16 protein-coding genes and 2 pseudogenes are annotated in these 16909 nt (G+C 52.8%); 12 read left to right on the forward strand and 6 right to left on the reverse strand.

The annotated features are described in order from the left end of the window. Positions 1-133: 133 nt before the first annotated feature. The 3 genes from J3350_RS08715 to J3350_RS08725 all read left to right on the forward strand — a co-directional run bounded on the left by J3350_RS08715 (position 134) and on the right by J3350_RS08725 (position 3342). Positions 134-2107, forward strand: coding sequence for a DUF4118 domain-containing protein (locus J3350_RS08715; protein ID WP_242700207.1), 1974 nt, complete (start codon positions 134-136; stop codon positions 2105-2107). Further along, positions 2100-2810 carry a response regulator gene (locus tag J3350_RS08720; protein WP_015538305.1) on the forward strand — a complete coding sequence of 237 codons (711 nt, stop codon included), beginning with the start codon at positions 2100-2102 and terminating at the stop codon, positions 2808-2810. Before J3350_RS08715 ends, J3350_RS08720 begins: the two co-directional genes overlap by 8 nt. 214 nt (positions 2811-3024) lie before the next feature. Continuing rightward, on the forward strand, positions 3025-3342 hold the full coding sequence (locus J3350_RS08725) for a hypothetical protein (RefSeq protein WP_055187611.1): 318 nt from the start codon (positions 3025-3027) through the stop codon (positions 3340-3342). Positions 3343-3785: 443 nt separating this feature from the next. Here J3350_RS08725 and J3350_RS08730 read toward each other — a convergent pair whose 3' ends face one another. Continuing rightward, positions 3786-4895 (reverse strand): phosphotransferase enzyme family protein, encoded by a 1110-nt coding sequence (locus J3350_RS08730; RefSeq protein WP_207686404.1) that lies wholly within the window; start codon positions 4893-4895, stop codon positions 3786-3788. A gap of 19 nt (positions 4896-4914) precedes the next feature. Continuing rightward, a complete protein-coding gene (locus tag J3350_RS08735) occupies positions 4915-5781 on the reverse strand; it encodes an AraC family transcriptional regulator (RefSeq protein WP_176923278.1) in 867 nt (288 codons plus the stop codon). 414 nt (positions 5782-6195) lie between these two features. On the opposite strand from J3350_RS08735, the gene J3350_RS08740 reads away from it, so the two are divergent. The 9 genes and pseudogenes from J3350_RS08740 (at position 6196) to J3350_RS08780 (ending at position 14798) form a co-directional block, all read left to right on the forward strand. Beyond that, positions 6196-7566, forward strand: a complete 1371-nt coding sequence (locus J3350_RS08740; RefSeq protein WP_207686339.1) for a carbohydrate ABC transporter substrate-binding protein — start codon at positions 6196-6198, stop codon at positions 7564-7566. Positions 7567-7653: 87 nt separating this feature from the next. Continuing rightward, positions 7654-8538 carry a carbohydrate ABC transporter permease gene (locus J3350_RS08745; protein WP_207686340.1) on the forward strand — a complete coding sequence of 295 codons (885 nt, stop codon included), beginning with the start codon at positions 7654-7656 and terminating at the stop codon, positions 8536-8538. 12 nt (positions 8539-8550) lie between these two features. Continuing rightward, positions 8551-9447 (forward strand): carbohydrate ABC transporter permease, encoded by an 897-nt coding sequence (locus tag J3350_RS08750; protein WP_207686341.1) that lies wholly within the window; start codon positions 8551-8553, stop codon positions 9445-9447. 11 nt (positions 9448-9458) lie between these two features. Further along, positions 9459-9650: a hypothetical protein gene (locus J3350_RS08755; protein ID WP_207686342.1), complete on the forward strand. Its 192-nt coding sequence runs from the start codon at positions 9459-9461 to the stop codon at positions 9648-9650. Between the two features lie 18 nt (positions 9651-9668). Continuing rightward, the gene (gnpA, locus tag J3350_RS08760) at positions 9669-11828 is read left to right on the forward strand and encodes a 1,3-beta-galactosyl-N-acetylhexosamine phosphorylase (RefSeq protein ID WP_207686343.1); all 2160 of its coding nucleotides are present in this window, start codon (positions 9669-9671) and stop codon (positions 11826-11828) included. Positions 11829-11977: 149 nt separating this feature from the next. Beyond that, positions 11978-12133: pseudogene (locus J3350_RS14085) on the forward strand (type I restriction enzyme endonuclease domain-containing protein); the annotation flags it as partial. 99 nt (positions 12134-12232) lie between these two features. Continuing rightward, a complete protein-coding gene (locus tag J3350_RS08770) occupies positions 12233-12772 on the forward strand; it encodes a DUF6036 family nucleotidyltransferase (RefSeq protein WP_005927020.1) in 540 nt (179 codons plus the stop codon). Beyond that, positions 12760-13299: a transcriptional regulator gene (locus J3350_RS08775; RefSeq protein ID WP_207686345.1), complete on the forward strand. Its 540-nt coding sequence runs from the start codon at positions 12760-12762 to the stop codon at positions 13297-13299. Before J3350_RS08770 ends, J3350_RS08775 begins: the two co-directional genes overlap by 13 nt. Positions 13300-13316: 17 nt before the next feature. Then, positions 13317-14798 (forward strand): annotated as a pseudogene (locus J3350_RS08780) (recombinase family protein). A gap of 131 nt (positions 14799-14929) precedes the next feature. Here the strand turns inward: J3350_RS08780 and J3350_RS08785 are convergent. From J3350_RS08785 to J3350_RS08800, 4 genes are all read right to left on the reverse strand, one after another. Beyond that, positions 14930-15445 carry a site-specific integrase gene (locus tag J3350_RS08785; RefSeq protein ID WP_242700208.1) on the reverse strand — a complete coding sequence of 172 codons (516 nt, stop codon included), beginning with the start codon at positions 15443-15445 and terminating at the stop codon, positions 14930-14932. Positions 15446-15520: 75 nt separating this feature from the next. Next, entirely contained in the window at positions 15521-15721 is a 201-nt protein-coding gene (locus J3350_RS08790) for a helix-turn-helix domain-containing protein (protein ID WP_005927005.1), read from the reverse strand. A 132-nt stretch (positions 15722-15853) separates the two neighbouring features. Beyond that, on the reverse strand, positions 15854-16666 hold the full coding sequence (locus J3350_RS08795; RefSeq protein WP_005930924.1) for a DUF6551 family protein: 813 nt from the start codon (positions 16664-16666) through the stop codon (positions 15854-15856). Beyond that, entirely contained in the window at positions 16657-16836 is a 180-nt protein-coding gene (locus J3350_RS08800; protein WP_242700209.1) for a hypothetical protein, read from the reverse strand. The genes J3350_RS08795 and J3350_RS08800 overlap by 10 nt, the downstream gene beginning before the upstream one ends. Between the last annotated feature and the right edge of the window lie 73 nt (positions 16837-16909).

The following is a 16909-nucleotide window of genomic DNA, read 5'->3' on the forward strand; positions in this document are numbered from 1 at the left end:
GTTGAGTGGTTTCCGGGCAGCAGATGCGCTGGATCACATGCGGAAGGAGATCATTCGACAAGAAGGAAAAAGACGTGACTGGTGGTCGTAACCATCAAATTGTGCTATACTGTGGGCAAGGCAGGTGATCTTTATGAATCAGAACGACCCACCCACTGAACATATTCTGGCGTGTCTGTCGTCCTCTCCCTCCAATGCAAAGATCGTGCGGACGGCAGCAACGATGGCAAAGGCGTTTGGAGGGACCTTTACAGCTCTGTATGTCCGGACTCCGGATTCGGATCAGATGGGAAAAGAAGACTGTCGGCGCTTGCAGCAGCACATTCGTATGGCAGAGCAGGCAGGTGCCGACATTTCTACGATCTACGGGGATGACATTCCGCAGCAGATCGCAGAGTTTGCTCGCATCTCCGGCATTACAAAAATCGTACTGGGGCGCTCCAGCGTACATCGCCGCCATTTCTGGAGTGGACCGTCACTGACTGAAAAATTGACGCTGACTGCGCCTAATTTGGATATTTATATCATCCCGGATGCTTCTGCAGAGAACGGCTACGGTTCAGGACGGAAGCTGTTCACCCGTCCGCTTCTACCCTCTGTCTGTGATCTGCTGATCACCGCAGGCATCCTGAGCTGCATCACGCTCATCGGCTTCTTTTTCTTACAACTGGACTTTGCACGCTATAATATTATTATGCTCTATATGCTGGGGGTGCTGTTCACCGCATTGTGTACCAGCGGTTACACCTGCGGTGTGCTGGGCTCCATTGCCAGTGTTGCGCTATACAATTTTTTCTTGACGGAACCGCGCCTGACATTCCATGCGTATGATCCCGGTTATCAGGTCACATTTGCCCTGATGCTGACCTCTGCAATCATTACCTGCACCCTGACAACACGGCTGAAGGATCATGCAAAAATGTCTGCGCAGGCAGCGTTCCGTACAAAAATACTGTTTGATACAAATCAGCTTTTACAGAGAGCAAAAAGCGAGGAAGAAATCCTCTCTCAGACAGCGTCCCAGTTGATGAAGCTGCTGAACCGGAGCCTGATCGTTTACCCGGAACAAAACGGAGATCTTGGGTCAGAACAGGTTTTTGAGATTGATGGGGAAGTGCCATGTAACATCTTTTCTGCACCGGAAGAACGGGATGCAGCAAACTGGACGTTTGCCAACAAAAAGCGTTCCGGTGCAGGCACGGATAGCTACCCGGATGCAAAGGGGCTTTATCTTGCGCTTCGGACCGGAGGCGGCGTGTTTGGAGTGATCGGAATCGATCTGTCCGAAAAACCGCTGGATGCCTTTGAAAACAGTGTGCTGCTTTCCATTCTGGGCGAAGGTGCGCTGGCCATCGAAAACCGCAGAAACGCGCTGGAAAAAGAGCAAGCTGCATTGCAGGCAAGGAATGAAGAACTGCGGGCAAACCTGCTGCGCACGATCTCCCATGACCTGCGCACCCCGCTGACCTCCATTTCCGGCAATGCCAGCAATCTGCTTTCCAACGGAGAAACGCTGGATACAGAGACCCGGAACAAGATCTGCACCGATATTTTTGACGATGCGCAATGGCTGATCGGTCTGGTGGAAAATCTGCTTTCCATCACCCGCATTGAAGATGGGCGGATGAATCTGCAGATCTCGCCGCAGCTGATGGACGAAATGATCGAAGAAGCACTGCATCATGTCAACCGGAAAAGCTGCGAACACACCATCACAACACAGTATGGGGACGAGATCCTCTTGGTCAATGTGGATGCACGGCTGATCATGCAGGTCGTTGTCAATCTGGTGGATAACGCCATCAAATACACCCCCGTGGGCTCGGTCATTCAGATTTCGGCTTACCGGAAAGACCATCAGGTCGTAGTGGACGTTGCAGATAACGGTCCCGGCATTCCGGATCGCGCAAAAGCACAGGTGTTCGAGATGTTTTATACCGGGCAGAGCCGCATCGCAGACAGCCACCGCAGCCTTGGACTGGGCTTGCCCCTCTGCCGTGCAATCTTGACGGCTCACGGCGGAACATTGACCCTGCGTGACAACATTCCCAATGGCAGTGTCTTTTCCTTTGCATTGCCGCAAAGCGAGGTGAACATTCATGAATAAGCCGTCCATTCTGGTCGTAGAGGACGATGTTCCTGTACGGTGTCTGATCACAACGACCCTGAAAACCCACGGCTATAAATATCTGACTGCTTCCAATGGGGAAACGGCGATCATGATGACTACCAGCCACAATCCGGACATCATGCTGCTGGATCTTGGGCTGCCCGACATAGACGGCATCGAGGTCATCCGCAGCGTCCGCACATGGTCGAACCTGCCCATCATCGTCCTGAGTGCCCGGAGCGAAGATTCTGATAAGATCGAGGCACTGGACAATGGCGCAGACGATTATCTGACAAAGCCGTTTTCCGTGGATGAGCTGCTGGCAAGACTGCGTGTAACGCAGCGCCGATTGAATCTGCTGGCTTCTGACGGCATAAATAGTCCGGTTTTTGTCAATGGTCCTTTGAAGATCGACTTCTCGGCAGGCTGCGTCTGGTTGAGCGAGAATGAATTGCATTTGACCCCCATCGAGTACAAGCTGCTGTGTGTGCTGGCGCATAATGTGGGCAAAGTGCTGACGCATACCTCCCTCACGCAGAAAGTATGGGGCAGTACGCAGGAAAATGACATTGCTTCCTTGCGAGTTTACATGGCATCCCTGCGTAAAAAGCTGGAACGATGCCCGGACGCGCCGCATCTGATCCAGACCCATGTTGGTGTCGGATACCGGATGCTGCGCGCTGAAAACGATGAAGCATAGTAAAAAAACAGGGTGCGCCCTGCGGACGCACCCTGCCAAAAGCCACAGACAACAGCGATGTGTACAACAGGGCGTTCCCCGATGCTGGGTGTTCGTAAAACAGTTTTTGAGAACCAACACGGCAACTGCCGGTCAGGATTGGTTACGAGTACCCGGCTAGACCGAGGAAGCATCTAAATCGGAAGTTGTGAACTTAGAATTAGAGGTGTTGAAAATGAAAATAATAATTATATTTATTGATTTACTGATGGCAACTGTTCTCTTTTTTGTTGGAAGATTTTTTATCAAATCAAGGAATACAGAAAGAAGTGTGCTGTTTTTATCAGGAGATTATACTGGATTAAACACAGAGAAAATATGCAGAGTTACTGGAAAACGGATTAAGACATGGGCAATGCTCTTTTGTCTTGGCGGTATAATTGATTTTATCAAGCCGGGCGCAGGAATAATAATAGTTTCCGTTTTTTTTATTATCTTACTTGTATTTCATTTGGTTGATATGACTATAAATCGAGACAAGTACCGGGTATAAATTCGCGTTTGTGGAGCGAAGCAGAACAATGAAAGCCCCAGTGGGGTTTTTAAGCGACAGAACGGTCTTGCGTTAGCAAGATGGAGGGGCCTCTGCCCCGACAAGTGACCGCTGGCCTTCCTCGCTGTTCCAGCAGGCAAGGATGGCTGGGTAGAATGCCCGTGCCAGACGGTCGATGACTTCATCGGGATAAGGGGAAGTGTTTGTGGACTTTTTCTGTTCCTGCCCCTGTTTGTGCAGAGGCGTTTTCCGGCTCGTCCACAGAAAGTGTGAGGTCACGGCACGGTAATTTGCTGCAGCGCATCATGTCCTCGACGCTCCCAGCGTCCTCAAAGGACGATTTGATGGGTGTGTAGGGATAAGCTGTAAAAAGAAGCATGGACGCCCCCGAAAAGGAGAGCGTCCATGCTTCTTGCTGTATCTGAATGGAGGAGATTGCGAAATCAGTGATTGTCCGGACAGACGATTTCCAGCATCTGATCGAAAACCTCTTCCATCTGCCGCACCAGTGTGAACTGGGTGCGGGCGCGGTCGAGGTTGTGATCCGGGCGAGCAATATGGAAATAATGGTCGCCCTCCAGATAGTCAGTCAGAAAACGGATGCCGCATTCCAGCGTCATGAGCCTTGCACCCCATGCAAGGCTCTTTTTTTCTGCCATGCTCATGGATGCCCCGGCAGTGGAGAGATACCCTTTGGCGAACACTTCGTACAGATGCAGGTCAAAATGGACTTTGCTCTGGTCAGGTTCGTCCTCAGCGCAGTCGTTGGCACCGGTGCGGATGGAATCGCCGAAGTCGTAGGCCGAAAGTCCCGGCATCACGGTGTCGAGGTCAATGACACAGATGCCTTTTCCGGTAGCGGCATCGATGAGGACATTGTTGATCTTGGTGTCATTGTGGGTGACGCGCAGAGGAATTTCGCCAGCTGCCAGCTGATCCAGCAGAACATGGCAGTCCTGCTCCCGCGCATGGATAAATTCGATTTCCGACGTGATATTTTTTGCCCGGCCCAGTGCATCGGCGGCGAGGGCTTTTTCAAAATTGGCATAGCGGTTGGGCGTGTCGTGGAAGCGGGCGATGGTTTCGTGGAGGGTGGAGGCCGGGTAATCCTCCAGCTGATTCTGGAATTTGCCCAGTGTCTCGGCCACGGTGCGGAAGTCGGTTTCGCTGCCGACCTGCTGCAAACAGATGGTATCTTCTACAAAGTCGTAGGCACGCCATGCGCCGCCGTCTGCATCCAGATAGCAAGTCGACCCCGACAAAGTTGGGATGACATTCAGCGTTTCCCGTGCTGGGTCGCCGCCCTCGGCAAGAATTTTCGCCCGCAGATGCCGGGTCACGCCGCAGACATTCTCCATCAGGCCCACCGGGTTAGTAAAGGTATCTGTGTTGATGCGCTGCAAAATAAAGCGTTTGGAATGATCTTCCCGCCAGACCACAAAGGTGTCGTTGATATGCCCCTCACCATAGTGGCTGGCATCGCAGACCACGGGCCCGCCAAAATCAAAAGCATTTGCAGCAGACTGGAGCAGAGAAAGGGTAACGGATTTCATCATAAATTCCTCATTTTCATTATACTTCATGCCGTTTTGATGGGGCAGGACGTTGTCCCTGCCGCACCTGACGGCGGTATTCATTGGGGGTCAAGCCTTCCGCCTTGCGGAAGCATTGGGAAAAATAGCTGGGAGAGGAAAAGCCCATCAACTCGCTGATCTGCGCCAGACTGTAACCGGTGTTGCCCAGCATATATTTGCTTTCCTCAATGCGGCGGCGGTTCAGATAGGTGATCGGAGAGATGCCATACTCTTTTTGGAAGGTATGGGCCAGATAGTATTTGTTGATGTGGGCGATTTCAGCAAGGATATCCAGCGAGATATCTTCGCGGTAGTTGCTGTCCAGATACCGCTTGATCTCCACACACTCCCGGCTGTCGGAGCGGGGCGTTTCTTCCACCTGCAAAGAAAGCGTGGTACACCGCACCAGCCAGATGAGCAACACTTCCAGCAGATCCTGACAGACCGTTTCGCAGCCGTCCAGACTGCGGTCAGCTTCGGCCAGCAACATGTGCAGCAGCGTCACCATCCGCTCCCGATTTTCCCGGCAGTTGAAGATGGCGTAGGAAGAATCTGATTTTCCAAATAAGATCTCGATGCCAGCAACGCCCAATACAATGTATTCCAGCGGTGAAGCATTCAGGCTCAACTCGGTATGCTCTACCTGCGGATTGACGATAATCATATCATCCGGTTTGACCGGATAAAGCTGACCGCTTAAATAAAACTGACCTTCTCCGCTCAGACAGTAGAACAGCTCTGTGCAGGAATGGGTGTGGGCAGTGCTGTTCCAATCGCCGCCAAATTTGCTTTTGCTGATGTACAGCAGCCGGAAGGATTCCCGTGGAGCGGGAGCATGGCGGATATCAAATCGCTCGGTACTCATAAATGGCTCCTTTTGAGGCGAAGAACAAAAAACATAAAAATAAAAGCAAAATACTAAAAATATGAGTCTAAAAACGATGCGTTGCTTCGCACGTTTTTTCTTATTATAGAGGCAATGAAGAAAAAATGCAAGCCCTGATTTTTGGATAGGATCAATACTTTTGCCTTTGATAGCGTGAAAAATATGTCAAATTGGTTACAGATGGGGAAATGTTCCAAAACAATCCGACCAATTTTAGTGCTTTTGCTGAAAGAATTTCAAAAAAGCAATATTTCTAAAAAATGAAACAACAAAGACCTTGTTGCGAACCGTAAAAACCTCTATATTGGAACCAGAAAAAACCACAGCCCTCTCGGACGAAGCCTGTTTGCCCCGGCTGTGTTTTGAACGGAATTTTATGATGGAGGATACACTATGAAACGCATTTCTCGTCGCAATTTTCTGAAAGCGGCTGGCGTGGGTGCCGCTGCACTGAGCCTGGCTGCCTGTGGTGGTGCTGCCAGCTCCACCGCGTCCAGCACGGCATCTTCTGCCGCTACTTCTTCCGCAGTGGCTGCGGACGTCACCATCAAGGTTGCTGCCATCGAGACCGGCTACGGCGCTGAGATGTGGAAAAAGGTCACCGAGGCCTTTACCGCCCAGACCGGCATCAAGGTGGACCTGACCACCGACAAAAAGTTGGAGGACGTCATCGGCCCCTCCATGCAGGGCGGTGACTACCCCGACGTGGTCCATCTGGCCACCGGCCGTGAAGCTGCCCTGACCGAGCAGTTCATCAAGGGCAACCTGATCGCCGACATCACCGATGTGCTGAGCATGACCGTGCCCGGCGAGAGCAAGAAGGTGAGCGAGAAGATCGCCGGCGGCTTTACCGACACCTCCCTGACCAACCCCTACGGCGACGGTAAAACCTATCTGGCTCCCATGTTCTACAGCCCCTGCGGCCTGTTCTACAATGCCGGTTTCCTGAAGGAAAAGGGCTGGGACGTGCCCAAGACCTGGGACGAGATGTGGGCACTGGGCGACAAGGCTGCCGCTGAGGGCACCTACCTGTTCACCTACCCCACCACCGGCTACTTCGACGCATTCTTCTATGCGCTGATGTATGCTGCCGGCGGCCCGGAGTTCTTCAACAAGGCTACCCACTACGAAGAAGGCATCTGGGACACCCCCGAGGCAAAGACCTGCTTTGATATCGTGGCAAAGCTGGCTTCCTACACCAACCCCATCACCCCCGCACAGGCCAACGATCAGGACTTTACCCAGAACCAGCAGCTGGTGCTGGACAACAAGGCCCTGTTTATGCCCAACGGCACCTGGATCGTGGGCGAGATGGCCGAAGCACCCCGTGCAGACGGCTTTGAGTGGGGCATGACCGCTCTGCCCGCTGTCAAGGCCGGCGGCGACAGCTACAGCTACACCTGGTTCGAGCAGGCATGGATCCCGGCGGGTGCTGAGCATCTGGATGCCGCCAAGCAGTTCGTGGCGTACCTGTACAGCGACGAAGCCTGCAAGCTGTTCGCCGAGAGCGGTGCGATCCAGCCTGTGCTTGGCATTGCCGATGATCTGGACGGCGACAACAAGATGTTCTACTCCATCTACGACAACGGCGCAAAGGCAGCTATGGGCAACTTTGCAGCCTTCAGCGCCATCCCCGGCGTGGAAGTCCGCACCGTGTTCTTCGATCCCGTCAACTCTCTGGTGTCCGGCAGCATGACCGAGCAGCAGTGGATCGATGGCATCAAGTCCGCCAGCGACCAGATGCGCGCCAACATCATCGAGTAATTAAGCCCTGCCCAGCGGGGGCGGTTTTTACCGCCTCCGCTTTTTTGGGCTGTACAGTACCATCAAGAAAGGAGCGGTCAATCCCCTATGAGAACGGATAAAAGCCGCAAACGGTTCGTATTCCTCTGTGTGGCACCGGCTACCATCCTGTTTTTCCTCTTTATGATCCTGCCCACCCTCAACGTGTTCCGCATGAGTTTGTATGAGCGAGGTGCCTATTCTCCCAACGAGACCTTTGTGGGGCTGAAGAACTTCCAGCATCTGCTGAAAGATACCCAGTTCATCCGCTCCATGCAGAATATGATCCTGCTCGTGGTGGTGGTCACCATCGTCACCTTTGCGTTTGCACTGGTGTTTGCAGCCATCCTGACCCGCGAAAAGATCAAAGGGCAGAACTTCTTTCGCATCATCTTCTACATCCCCAACATCCTGTCGGTGGTCGTCATCTCCGGCATCTTCTCTGCCATCTATAAGCCGGAAAACGGCATGCTGAACAGCATCATCGGCCTGTTCCGCAACATGAGCGACCCCATCCTGTGGAAGGGCGAAAAACTGGTCATCCCCTCCATCATCATTGCCATGGTGTGGCAGGCCATCGGCTACTACATGGTCATGTACATGGCCTCCATGTCTGCCGTGCCCATCAGCCTGTACGAGAGCGCCAATCTGGACGGTGCCGGGCGGCTGACCCAGTTCTTCCAGATCACCATCCCCCTCATCTGGACGAATATCCGCACCACCCTCACCTTCTTTATCATCTCCACCATCAACATGGCCTTCCTCTTCGTCAAGGCCATGACCAGCGGCGGGCCCAACGGCGCATCGGATGTGGCGCTGAGCTATATGTACAGCCAGAAAGACGCTGGCCTGTATGGTTACAGTATGGCCATCGGCGTGGTAATCTTCCTGTTCTCGTTTGCCCTGTCCGCCTGTGTCAACAAGGTTACCAACCGCGATACGCTGGAATTTTAAGGAGGGAAGAAGATGCAGAATACCACCGAAAAATCTTCCCGCTCTGCGGAAGGTCTGTACAAGTTTTTCATCTATTTTGTGCTGGTTCTGCTGGCCGTTACCATCATCGTGCCGGTGGCATGGGTGTTCATGGCCTCCATCAAGCAGAATGCAGAGTTCTACGGCAACCCCTGGGCACTGCCCGCCGGGTTCTACTGGCAGAACTTCGTCAACGCATGGAACGGCGCAAAAATGGGCGAATATATGCTCAATTCGGTCATCGTCACCGCGCTGGCGCTGGCGCTGCTGCTGGTCGTTGCCCTGCCCGCCGCCTACTGCCTGTCCCGCTTCCACTTCAAGGCGCGCCGACTGCTGAACACCCTGTTCATGGCGGGCCTGTTCATCAACGTGAACTACATCGTGGTGCCCATCTTCCTGATGCTGCGGGACGGCGATGTGTGGCTGAAAGGCCATTTTGGCAGCGGCTTTCTGCTGAACAATCTGGTGGTGCTGGCGGTGGTATACGCCGCCACCGCGCTGCCCTTTACCATCTACCTGCTGTCGGGCTACTTTGCCACCCTGCCCCACGATTTTGAGGAGGCCGCCTATATCGACGGTGCAAGCTACTTTTCCACCATGACCCGCATCATCTTCCCCATGGCAAAGCCCTCTATCATCACCATTATTCTGTTCAACTTCCTGTCTTTCTGGAATGAGTACATCATCTCCATGACCCTTATGAGTTCCACCAGCGCACCCCGTACTCTGCCGGTGGGTCTGCTGAATCTGATGCAGGCCCAGCAGAGTGCTGCGCAGTACGGCACCATGTACGCAGGTCTTGTGCTGGTGATGCTGCCTACTCTGATTTTGTACATCTGTGTGCAGAAGCAGCTGACGCAGGGCATGACGGTGGGCGGCTTGAAAGGATAAGGTGACAAAACATGAAAACATTCTGGAAAACGCATCCTGCCCTGCGCATCGTGCTGATGATCGTGCTGTTTGTGCTGGCCATTGCATTGGTGGTGGCAGGCTGGAAAATGACTGGACAGCTGGCAGGGCTTGGCATCATGCTTGTGGGCGTGGCACTGCTGCTGGCAGTACTGGCCATTTACAACGCAACCTATCAGGATTGAGGATAAGAGAGGAAAACTATGGAAGATAAGTGTAAGACCGGGCGCGTGACCATTCCAACAGACCTGGACGTTGTGCCCGAAACGCTGGAGATCTTAAAAAAGTGGGGTGCTGATGCCATCCGCGACTGCGACGGCACCGACTTCCCGCAGCAGCTCAAGGATGCGGACGCCAAGATCTACTCCACCTACTATACCACCCGCAAGGACAACGCATGGGCAAAGGCAAACCCGGACGAGGTACAGCAGTGTTACATCATGACCGGCTTTTACACCGCCCCCGGCGACACCGTGACCATCCCGCTGATGAAGGGCATCAGCCCGGAGCTGATGCAGGTGAACACCAACGACGACATCACCCGCTGGTGGGAGGTCATGGATCGAACCACCGGTCAGCCCGTGCCGCCGGAGCAGTGGAGCTACGCCGACGGCAGTGTGACCGTACAGGCCGTACCGTTCCATGAGTATACCGTCAGTTTTCTGGCTTACCTCATCTGGGACCCGGTGCATATGTACAACGCTACCACCAACGGCTGGACGAATTTTGAGCACCAGATCACCTTTGACGTGCGTCAGCCCAAGACCCACAAGTATTCCATGGAGCGCCTGCGCAAGTTCATTGCAGAGCACCCCTATGTTAACGTCATCCGCTACACCACCTTCTTCCACCAGTTCACCCTGATCTTCGACGAGCTGAAGCGGGAGAAGTTCGTGGACTGGTATGGATACTCTGCTTCGGTCAGCCCCTACATCCTGAATCAGTTTGAGCAGGAAGTGGGCTACAAGTTCCGCCCGGAGTACATCATCGATCAGGGCTACTATAACAACCAGTACCGGGTGCCCAGCAAGGAATTCCGGGATTTTCAGGCCTTCCAGCGCCGCGAGGTGGCAAAGCTTGCCAAGGAGATGGTGGACATCACCCACGCGTGCGGGTGCGAAGCCATGATGTTCCTCGGCGATCACTGGATCGGCACCGAACCTTTCATGCCGGAGTTCAAGACCATCGGACTGGATGCCGTAGTGGGCAGCGTGGGCAACGGCTCCACCCTGCGCCTGATTTCTGACATTGAGGGCGTGAAGTACACCGAGGGCCGTTTCCTGCCGTACTTTTTCCCCGACACCTTCCACGAGGGCGGCGACCCGGTGCGGGAAGCCAAGGAGAACTGGGTTACAGCCCGCCGCGCTATCCTGCGCAAGCCCATCGACCGCATCGGCTATGGCGGCTATCTGAAACTGGCCTTGCAGTTCCCGGAGTTCGTGGACTACGTGGAGAGCGTCTGCAACGAGTTCCGCGAACTGTACGAGAACATCAAGGGCACCACACCCTACTGTGTCAAGCGAGTGGCCGTGCTGAACTGTTGGGGTAAAATGCGGGCTTGGGGCTGTCACATGGTGCATCACGCCCTCTATTACAAGCAGAACTATAGCTATGCCGGTGTCATTGAGATGCTGTCCGGTGCGCCCTTTGATGTGAAGTTCATCAGCTTTGAGGATATCAAGAACGACCCGCATCTGCTGGATTCGTTGGATGTCATTATCAATGTCGGCGATGCCGACACCGCACACACCGGCGGCATCTGGTGGGAAGACCCGGAGATCTCCTCCGCTATCCGCAAGTTCGTCTGGAACGGCGGCGGCTTTATCGGCGTGGGTGAGCCTTCCGGTCACCCGTATCAGGGCCACATTCTCCAGCTTGCCAGTGTGCTGGGCGTGGAGGAAGAAAACGGCTTCACCCTGAACTACGACAAATACAACTGGGAGGAGCACCCCGACCACTTTATCTTGCAGGACGCCGACCAACCCGTGGACTTTGGCGAGGGCAAAAAGAACATCTACGCCCTTGAGGGCACCGAGGTGCTGGTGCAGCGGAACAAGGAAGTACAGATGGCCGCCCACGACTTCGGCAAGGGGCGCGCCGTGTACATCAGCGGCGTGCCGTACAGCTTTGCCAACAGTCGTACCCTGTACCGCGCTATCCTGTGGAGTGCCCACAGCGAGGAGGAACTGCATACATGGTTCAGCTCCAATTATAATGTAGAAGTTCACGCCTACGTCAAGAACGGCAAGTATTGTGTGGTGAACAACACGTACGAACCGCAGGACACCACCGTTTACACCACCGGCGGCAGCAGCTTTGCTCTGCATCTGGATGCCAACGAGATCAAGTGGTATGAGATCTAAGTTCTCCTTTTCATAAACGAACACAACGGGCAGCTCTGTTATCAGAGCCGCCCGTTGTGTTTGTTGTATCTGCCGATAACTTAACCTGTGTCAATCGAACGCTGCAATGGAGATGGCTGGAAACGCAGAAATTCAGTAATGCGAGCGTAATAGATCTGCAGAAAAAAGAAACTGCCCGTGCGAGTATGCGTAAGATGGTGAAACACCTCCTGAAAAAGTATAAGTATCCGCCGGAAGATTATGATACAGCAATCAGCACGGTCATTAGCCAGTGTGAGATGTGGACAGATAACATGGTAGTATAAATTGTGTGAAATACCGTTGCTTTATGCTTGACAATCGGATTTCTTTCCTGTAAAATGGCTTTAGAAAATACTATTATTGAAAATAAGAAAGGCTGTTTTATGGGAAAGATGATTTTAGATGACCTCCGCAAGCGTCTGGAACGTCTGGACGAAGACGCAGACCTGATGATTGACAATAACGACCGCTATCAGATGGTGATTGTAGGTGGCAGTGCGTTTATTTTGTTGGGCAAGCTGACCCGCGCTACTCATGACATTGATGCCTTGAGTGTTCCGAAAGAACTGTACAGTTTGCTTGGCAAGTACGACATCAACACCGATGTGGAAGCCTACATCGACAATTTCCCGTATAACTTCCAAGACCGGCTTCAGCCGCTACCCTTTGGTGGTACAAAGGTGCAGTTCTACACACCCAGTCTGGAAGATTTGGTGATTGCAAAGCTGTGCTCTTTCCGGGACACCGACAAAGCAGACGTAGAGAGCGAGGCCGTGCGGAACTCTTTGGACTGGGATTTGCTGGAACACCTTGCAACGGATGAAGATGAACTGAAAGCCAGCATCTTGAACGACTGGCGGTATCGGGATTTTTATATCCGTTATCAGGAGTATGTGGAGAGGTGGAGACCATGCGAAAGCTGACATTTGAGGGTTTCTTGAAGCAGTATGTGGCAGAGCTTTCCGGGGTGCAGACGGCTAGTATTCATAAGCTGGCAGATTGTCTGAGCGAGAATCCCCGCCTGAAAGAACCGCTGTTTCTCTATGCTTTGGCCTGTGATAAAGTAGAACTGCTGCTCCGCTACACCGCAAACAGCACGATTGCTGCGGAATATGAGCAACTTTCTAATCTCTATTCGCTGGAGCAAATGCTGGTGCTTCTTGAAAAGCAATCATCAGAACTGCCGGAAGGCTATTTGAAGGTTTGGCGCAGCTATTGCTCGGTGCGGGATACCTCTCTTGCGGACAATGATACGAAAGCGTTGATCCATCGCCGGGTATTGGAACTTCAGCAGAAAAAGAAACTGACGAATTATCGTCTCTACACAGACTTGAAGCTGAATCCCGGCAATGTGAATGCATGGCTCAAACATAACGATTCCAGCAAAATGAGCCTCGACTGTGCGCGCCAGATCTACAAGTATGCAAAAAGCTACCCATCTGTTCGATAAAAAAAGGAAGTGAGTCTATGACCGCCGTAATCTATGCCCGCTATTCATTGGATAACCAGCGCGAAGAATCCATCGAAGGCCAGATTCGAGAATGCACGGCCTATGCGGAAAAGAACGGCATTACGGTCATCAAGCACTACATTGACCGTGCATTCTCTGCAAAAACGGACAATCGCCCGGAGTTCCAGCAGATGATCAAAGACAGCGGCAAGAAGCTGTTTGATGTTGCTCTCGTCTGAAAATTTGACCGCTTTGCCCGAAAACGTTTTGATAGCGCAAATTACAAGATGATCCTGAAAAAGAACGGTGTCCACCTGATTTCCGTTATGGAACCCATTGCCGAGGGCTCGCAGGGCATTCTGGTGGAAACCCTTCTGGAAGGTATGGCAGAATACTATTCCGCAGAGCTGTCCGAAAAGGTGATTCGTGGTTAGAACGAGAATGCTCTGAAAGGGAAGTGTACCGGCGGTACGGGAACAATCGGCTATAAAATCGACGATGATAAGTTCTATCATCTTGACCCGCTGACCGCTCCGCTGGTGCTGGAAGCCTTTCAGCGGTATGACAACGGCGATAAAATGGTGGAGATCGTAAACTTCCTCAACGACAAGGGTGTCCGCAATATGCTGGGCGGCAAAATGACCCACAGTAGCGTGAACACCATGCTCAAGAACCGCCGGTACATTGGCGAACTGTCTTTCCGGGATATCGTTGTGCCGGAAGCGATTCCAGTTATTGTTCCGAAGGACCTGTTTGACCGGGTGCAGAAGCGTCTGGATAAGAACAAGCGTGCCCCTGCCTGTGGCAAGGCAGACGAGGAATATCTGCTGACCACCAAGCTGTTCTGCGGCAAGTGCGGTGCGCTGATGTTCGGCGAAAGCGGAACCAGTGCCACCGGACGCACCTACTATTATTATAAATGCGCCAACGTCAAACGGCGCAAGGGCTGCAACAAAAAGACCGTGCAGAAGGACTGGCTGGAAGATATGGTCGTCCGGGAGACTATGAAGTTGATTCAGGACGATGCGGTGATCGACAAGATCGTTCAGCTCGTCATGGATGTCCAGAATCAGGAAAACACCACGATTCCGCTGCTGGAAAAGCAACTGCGAGAGGTCAACAAAAAGTTGGACAACTTGATGAAGGCAATCGAGGACGGCTTGTACACCCGGACAACGAAAGAGCGTCTGGAAGCGCTGGAAAGCCAGAAAGATGAGCTGACTGTAAAAATCGCAGATGAAAAGTTGAAGAAGCCCAGCTTCAATGAGGATTTCATCCGGTTCTGGCTGATGAAATTTAGAAAGTTCGATATTTCGCAGAAAAAGCAGCGGAAAGCACTGATTGAAATTTTTGTAAATGCCATTTTCCTGTACGATGACCGGATGCTGATTACGTTCAACTACAAGGATGGCACCCAAACCGTCCGTTTTGAGGACACTTTGACCGCTGATTCGGCGGAGGAAAAAAGTTCGGATTTGTCCAGCTCTGATGGACCATAAATCCAACGATTTCACGTTAGAAATCGCTGGATTTTTTTGTTTATAAGCTGGCCTCATTTGGTTTTGACCACAATTTTGACCACAATGCCAACGATTTTATCTGGTCTAATTAGTGCCGTTCCGTCTAATTTTCAGGCCGAAAACGCCTCACTGAACAACTGGATCGCACGCTGCCGAATGGATTCCTGAACATGGAGATAATGCTCAGTCATTTCGGTATCGGCATGGCCTACGATGCTCTGGATGGTCTGAATATCCACGCCCAACGCCTGCATCTGCGACACATAGGTGTGGCGGCAGCTGTGCGGCGTGAGCAAGCGGACATCGCCCGCTTCTTCCAGAGATTTGCGGAACACATCCCGGAAATGGGTGGGATTGCAGGGCAAGCCGGTCTTGGGGCTTTCCCAGATGAACTGATCGGTGGTATCCCGCAGCTTGATGGCGCACGGGCGGACATTCAGCGGCACCGGAATATCCCGGATACTGTCTTTGGATTTCGGACTGCCAATGCTGACGGTACCTTTTACGACCTTTACTGCCTGCCGGATGTGAATGACAGAGCCATCTTCTTCAATCATACGTAATTCCCAGCGACCATCGCTGCGGTGGCGAAGCGTACCCTCGCCGTGAGAACGTTTGCTTGGCATATTGCCTCCTTCCTGATGTCAAGTCGTTTCGGGAATAGTATAGAAAAAGAAACCTCTTGAATCAAGGATGTCAAATCAGCCATTTACGCTGTCCGTGATCCACTGAAGAAAACGGTCTTTGGGTACGACCATCCGCTTACCGATGTGGAGCGTGGGAAAGCCGTCCGAACGGAGCAGGATGTAAGCGTTGGCGCGGGAGATGCCCAGCGCAGCAGCGACATGATCGGCTGTCAGGGTGATGGGAAGCTGCTCATACGAAGTGAACTGAGAGCGCATAGAATACCTCTTTTCTCTATATGTTGTGTTGAATGAATACAGGAACACTATATATTGCACTTTGATATGTAACAAGGGGCATCTGCGGTTTGCGGATGCCCCTTGTGTATATGGGAGGAATGCCTGTGAATGTCAGAATTTCATCGGCAGCGCGTCTTTTCTGCACTTGCCGTTGTAGGCGGTGTAAATGGGAAAAACATATTTCTTCCATCCGCGCAGCTTTGCGGGGTCGTCCTGCCCGATGCGGTAAATATCGACCGGGTGGATGTTGCGCAGTGCACGGAGCAGCCGTTCTTCACTGAACTCGCCGTGGTACAGCTCCACAAAGTGCATCATGCCTTTCAGAACAGATGCCCGGAACGAATCGGGCTTGCCCTCCCATGCTGCCACGATCAGCCGCATCGTTTCACAGTAGAGCGGTTCGCCCATCTGCTTGTAGAGTCGGAAAGCCGTACCAACGCAGCCGATGCGGTAATCGGTCAGCTGCTGGCTGTCATAATTGAGACTCAACCCCACCCGGTTGGTGGCTGCGAGGAAAGCCTTGGAAATAGCATCGCCGCCTACGACCTTGGCGCGGAGCTTGATGCCAGCAGTCAGCGGAGCGGAAAAGCCGTTCTGTTCGGCAAAGAGCAGGGCTTCCTGCTCCACGGTCATGCCCGTGTACACCTTGCAGAGAATCGGCAGATCCTTGCCGCCGTTGCGGAGGATGCGCCCCTCGATGGTGTGCTGCCCATCCGTTACGATGAACTGACCGTTGCGGAAACTGACCTTCGGCTCATTTGCCACATATTCGTTGAAGTGGGCGGCAATCAGTTCCACACGCTTGCGCTCCACACCGCGCTGATACAGTTCGCGGGGGTAGACCAGCTTGCTGCTGTGGATGACCATGAGCTGGTACGGCGGGTTGACATGGATGAAGGGATTGGTGTTGTCTTTCAGGCGCATCGCATTTCCTCCTTGATTCTCCAGATGTACGTTTCGGCTTCTTTCAGGATTTCAGCAACCTGCTGCTTACGCTTCGGGATGGTGAGCAGACTTGGGTTGAATGTGAAGCTGTATTCCAGCCGCTGGATCATTGCGTGTACCGCAGCTTCCAGTTCGGTGTACAGCATCATAACAGTCCATATTCAGAGTGCGTTGCACCCGATTCTTATGAAACCAATGCTTACTTGGCTCGAATGGAAAGGT

Origin of the sequence: Faecalibacterium sp. Marseille-Q3530, assembly GCF_017377625.1 — a bacterium.
In the GTDB taxonomy this organism is placed as follows: Bacteria; Bacillota; Clostridia; order Oscillospirales; family Ruminococcaceae; genus Faecalibacterium; species Faecalibacterium prausnitzii_E.

Excerpts from the sequence above, each read along its gene's own strand:
- J3350_RS08740 (WP_207686339.1), top strand. The coding sequence starts at position 6,196 with ATGAAACGCATTTCTCGTCGCAATTTTCTGAAAGCGGCTGGCGTGGGT.
- J3350_RS08715 (WP_242700207.1), top strand. The coding sequence starts at position 134 with ATGAATCAGAACGACCCACCCACTGAACATATTCTGGCGTGTCTGTCG.
- J3350_RS08785 (WP_242700208.1), bottom strand. The coding sequence starts at position 15,445 with ATGCCAAGCAAACGTTCTCACGGCGAGGGTACGCTTCGCCACCGCAGC.
- J3350_RS08775 (WP_207686345.1), top strand. The coding sequence starts at position 12,760 with ATGCGAAAGCTGACATTTGAGGGTTTCTTGAAGCAGTATGTGGCAGAG.
- J3350_RS08745 (WP_207686340.1), top strand. The coding sequence starts at position 7,654 with ATGAGAACGGATAAAAGCCGCAAACGGTTCGTATTCCTCTGTGTGGCA.
- J3350_RS08720 (WP_015538305.1), top strand. The coding sequence starts at position 2,100 with ATGAATAAGCCGTCCATTCTGGTCGTAGAGGACGATGTTCCTGTACGG.
- J3350_RS08730 (WP_207686404.1), bottom strand. The coding sequence starts at position 4,895 with ATGAAATCCGTTACCCTTTCTCTGCTCCAGTCTGCTGCAAATGCTTTT.
- gnpA (WP_207686343.1), top strand. The coding sequence starts at position 9,669 with ATGGAAGATAAGTGTAAGACCGGGCGCGTGACCATTCCAACAGACCTG.
- J3350_RS08755 (WP_207686342.1), top strand. The coding sequence starts at position 9,459 with ATGAAAACATTCTGGAAAACGCATCCTGCCCTGCGCATCGTGCTGATG.
- J3350_RS08770 (WP_005927020.1), top strand. The coding sequence starts at position 12,233 with ATGGGAAAGATGATTTTAGATGACCTCCGCAAGCGTCTGGAACGTCTG.
- J3350_RS08800 (WP_242700209.1), bottom strand. The coding sequence starts at position 16,836 with ATGATGCTGTACACCGAACTGGAAGCTGCGGTACACGCAATGATCCAG.
- J3350_RS08750 (WP_207686341.1), top strand. The coding sequence starts at position 8,551 with ATGCAGAATACCACCGAAAAATCTTCCCGCTCTGCGGAAGGTCTGTAC.
- J3350_RS08795 (WP_005930924.1), bottom strand. The coding sequence starts at position 16,666 with ATGCGCCTGAAAGACAACACCAATCCCTTCATCCATGTCAACCCGCCG.
- J3350_RS08725 (WP_055187611.1), top strand. The coding sequence starts at position 3,025 with ATGAAAATAATAATTATATTTATTGATTTACTGATGGCAACTGTTCTC.
- J3350_RS08790 (WP_005927005.1), bottom strand. The coding sequence starts at position 15,721 with ATGCGCTCTCAGTTCACTTCGTATGAGCAGCTTCCCATCACCCTGACA.
- J3350_RS08735 (WP_176923278.1), bottom strand. The coding sequence starts at position 5,781 with ATGAGTACCGAGCGATTTGATATCCGCCATGCTCCCGCTCCACGGGAA.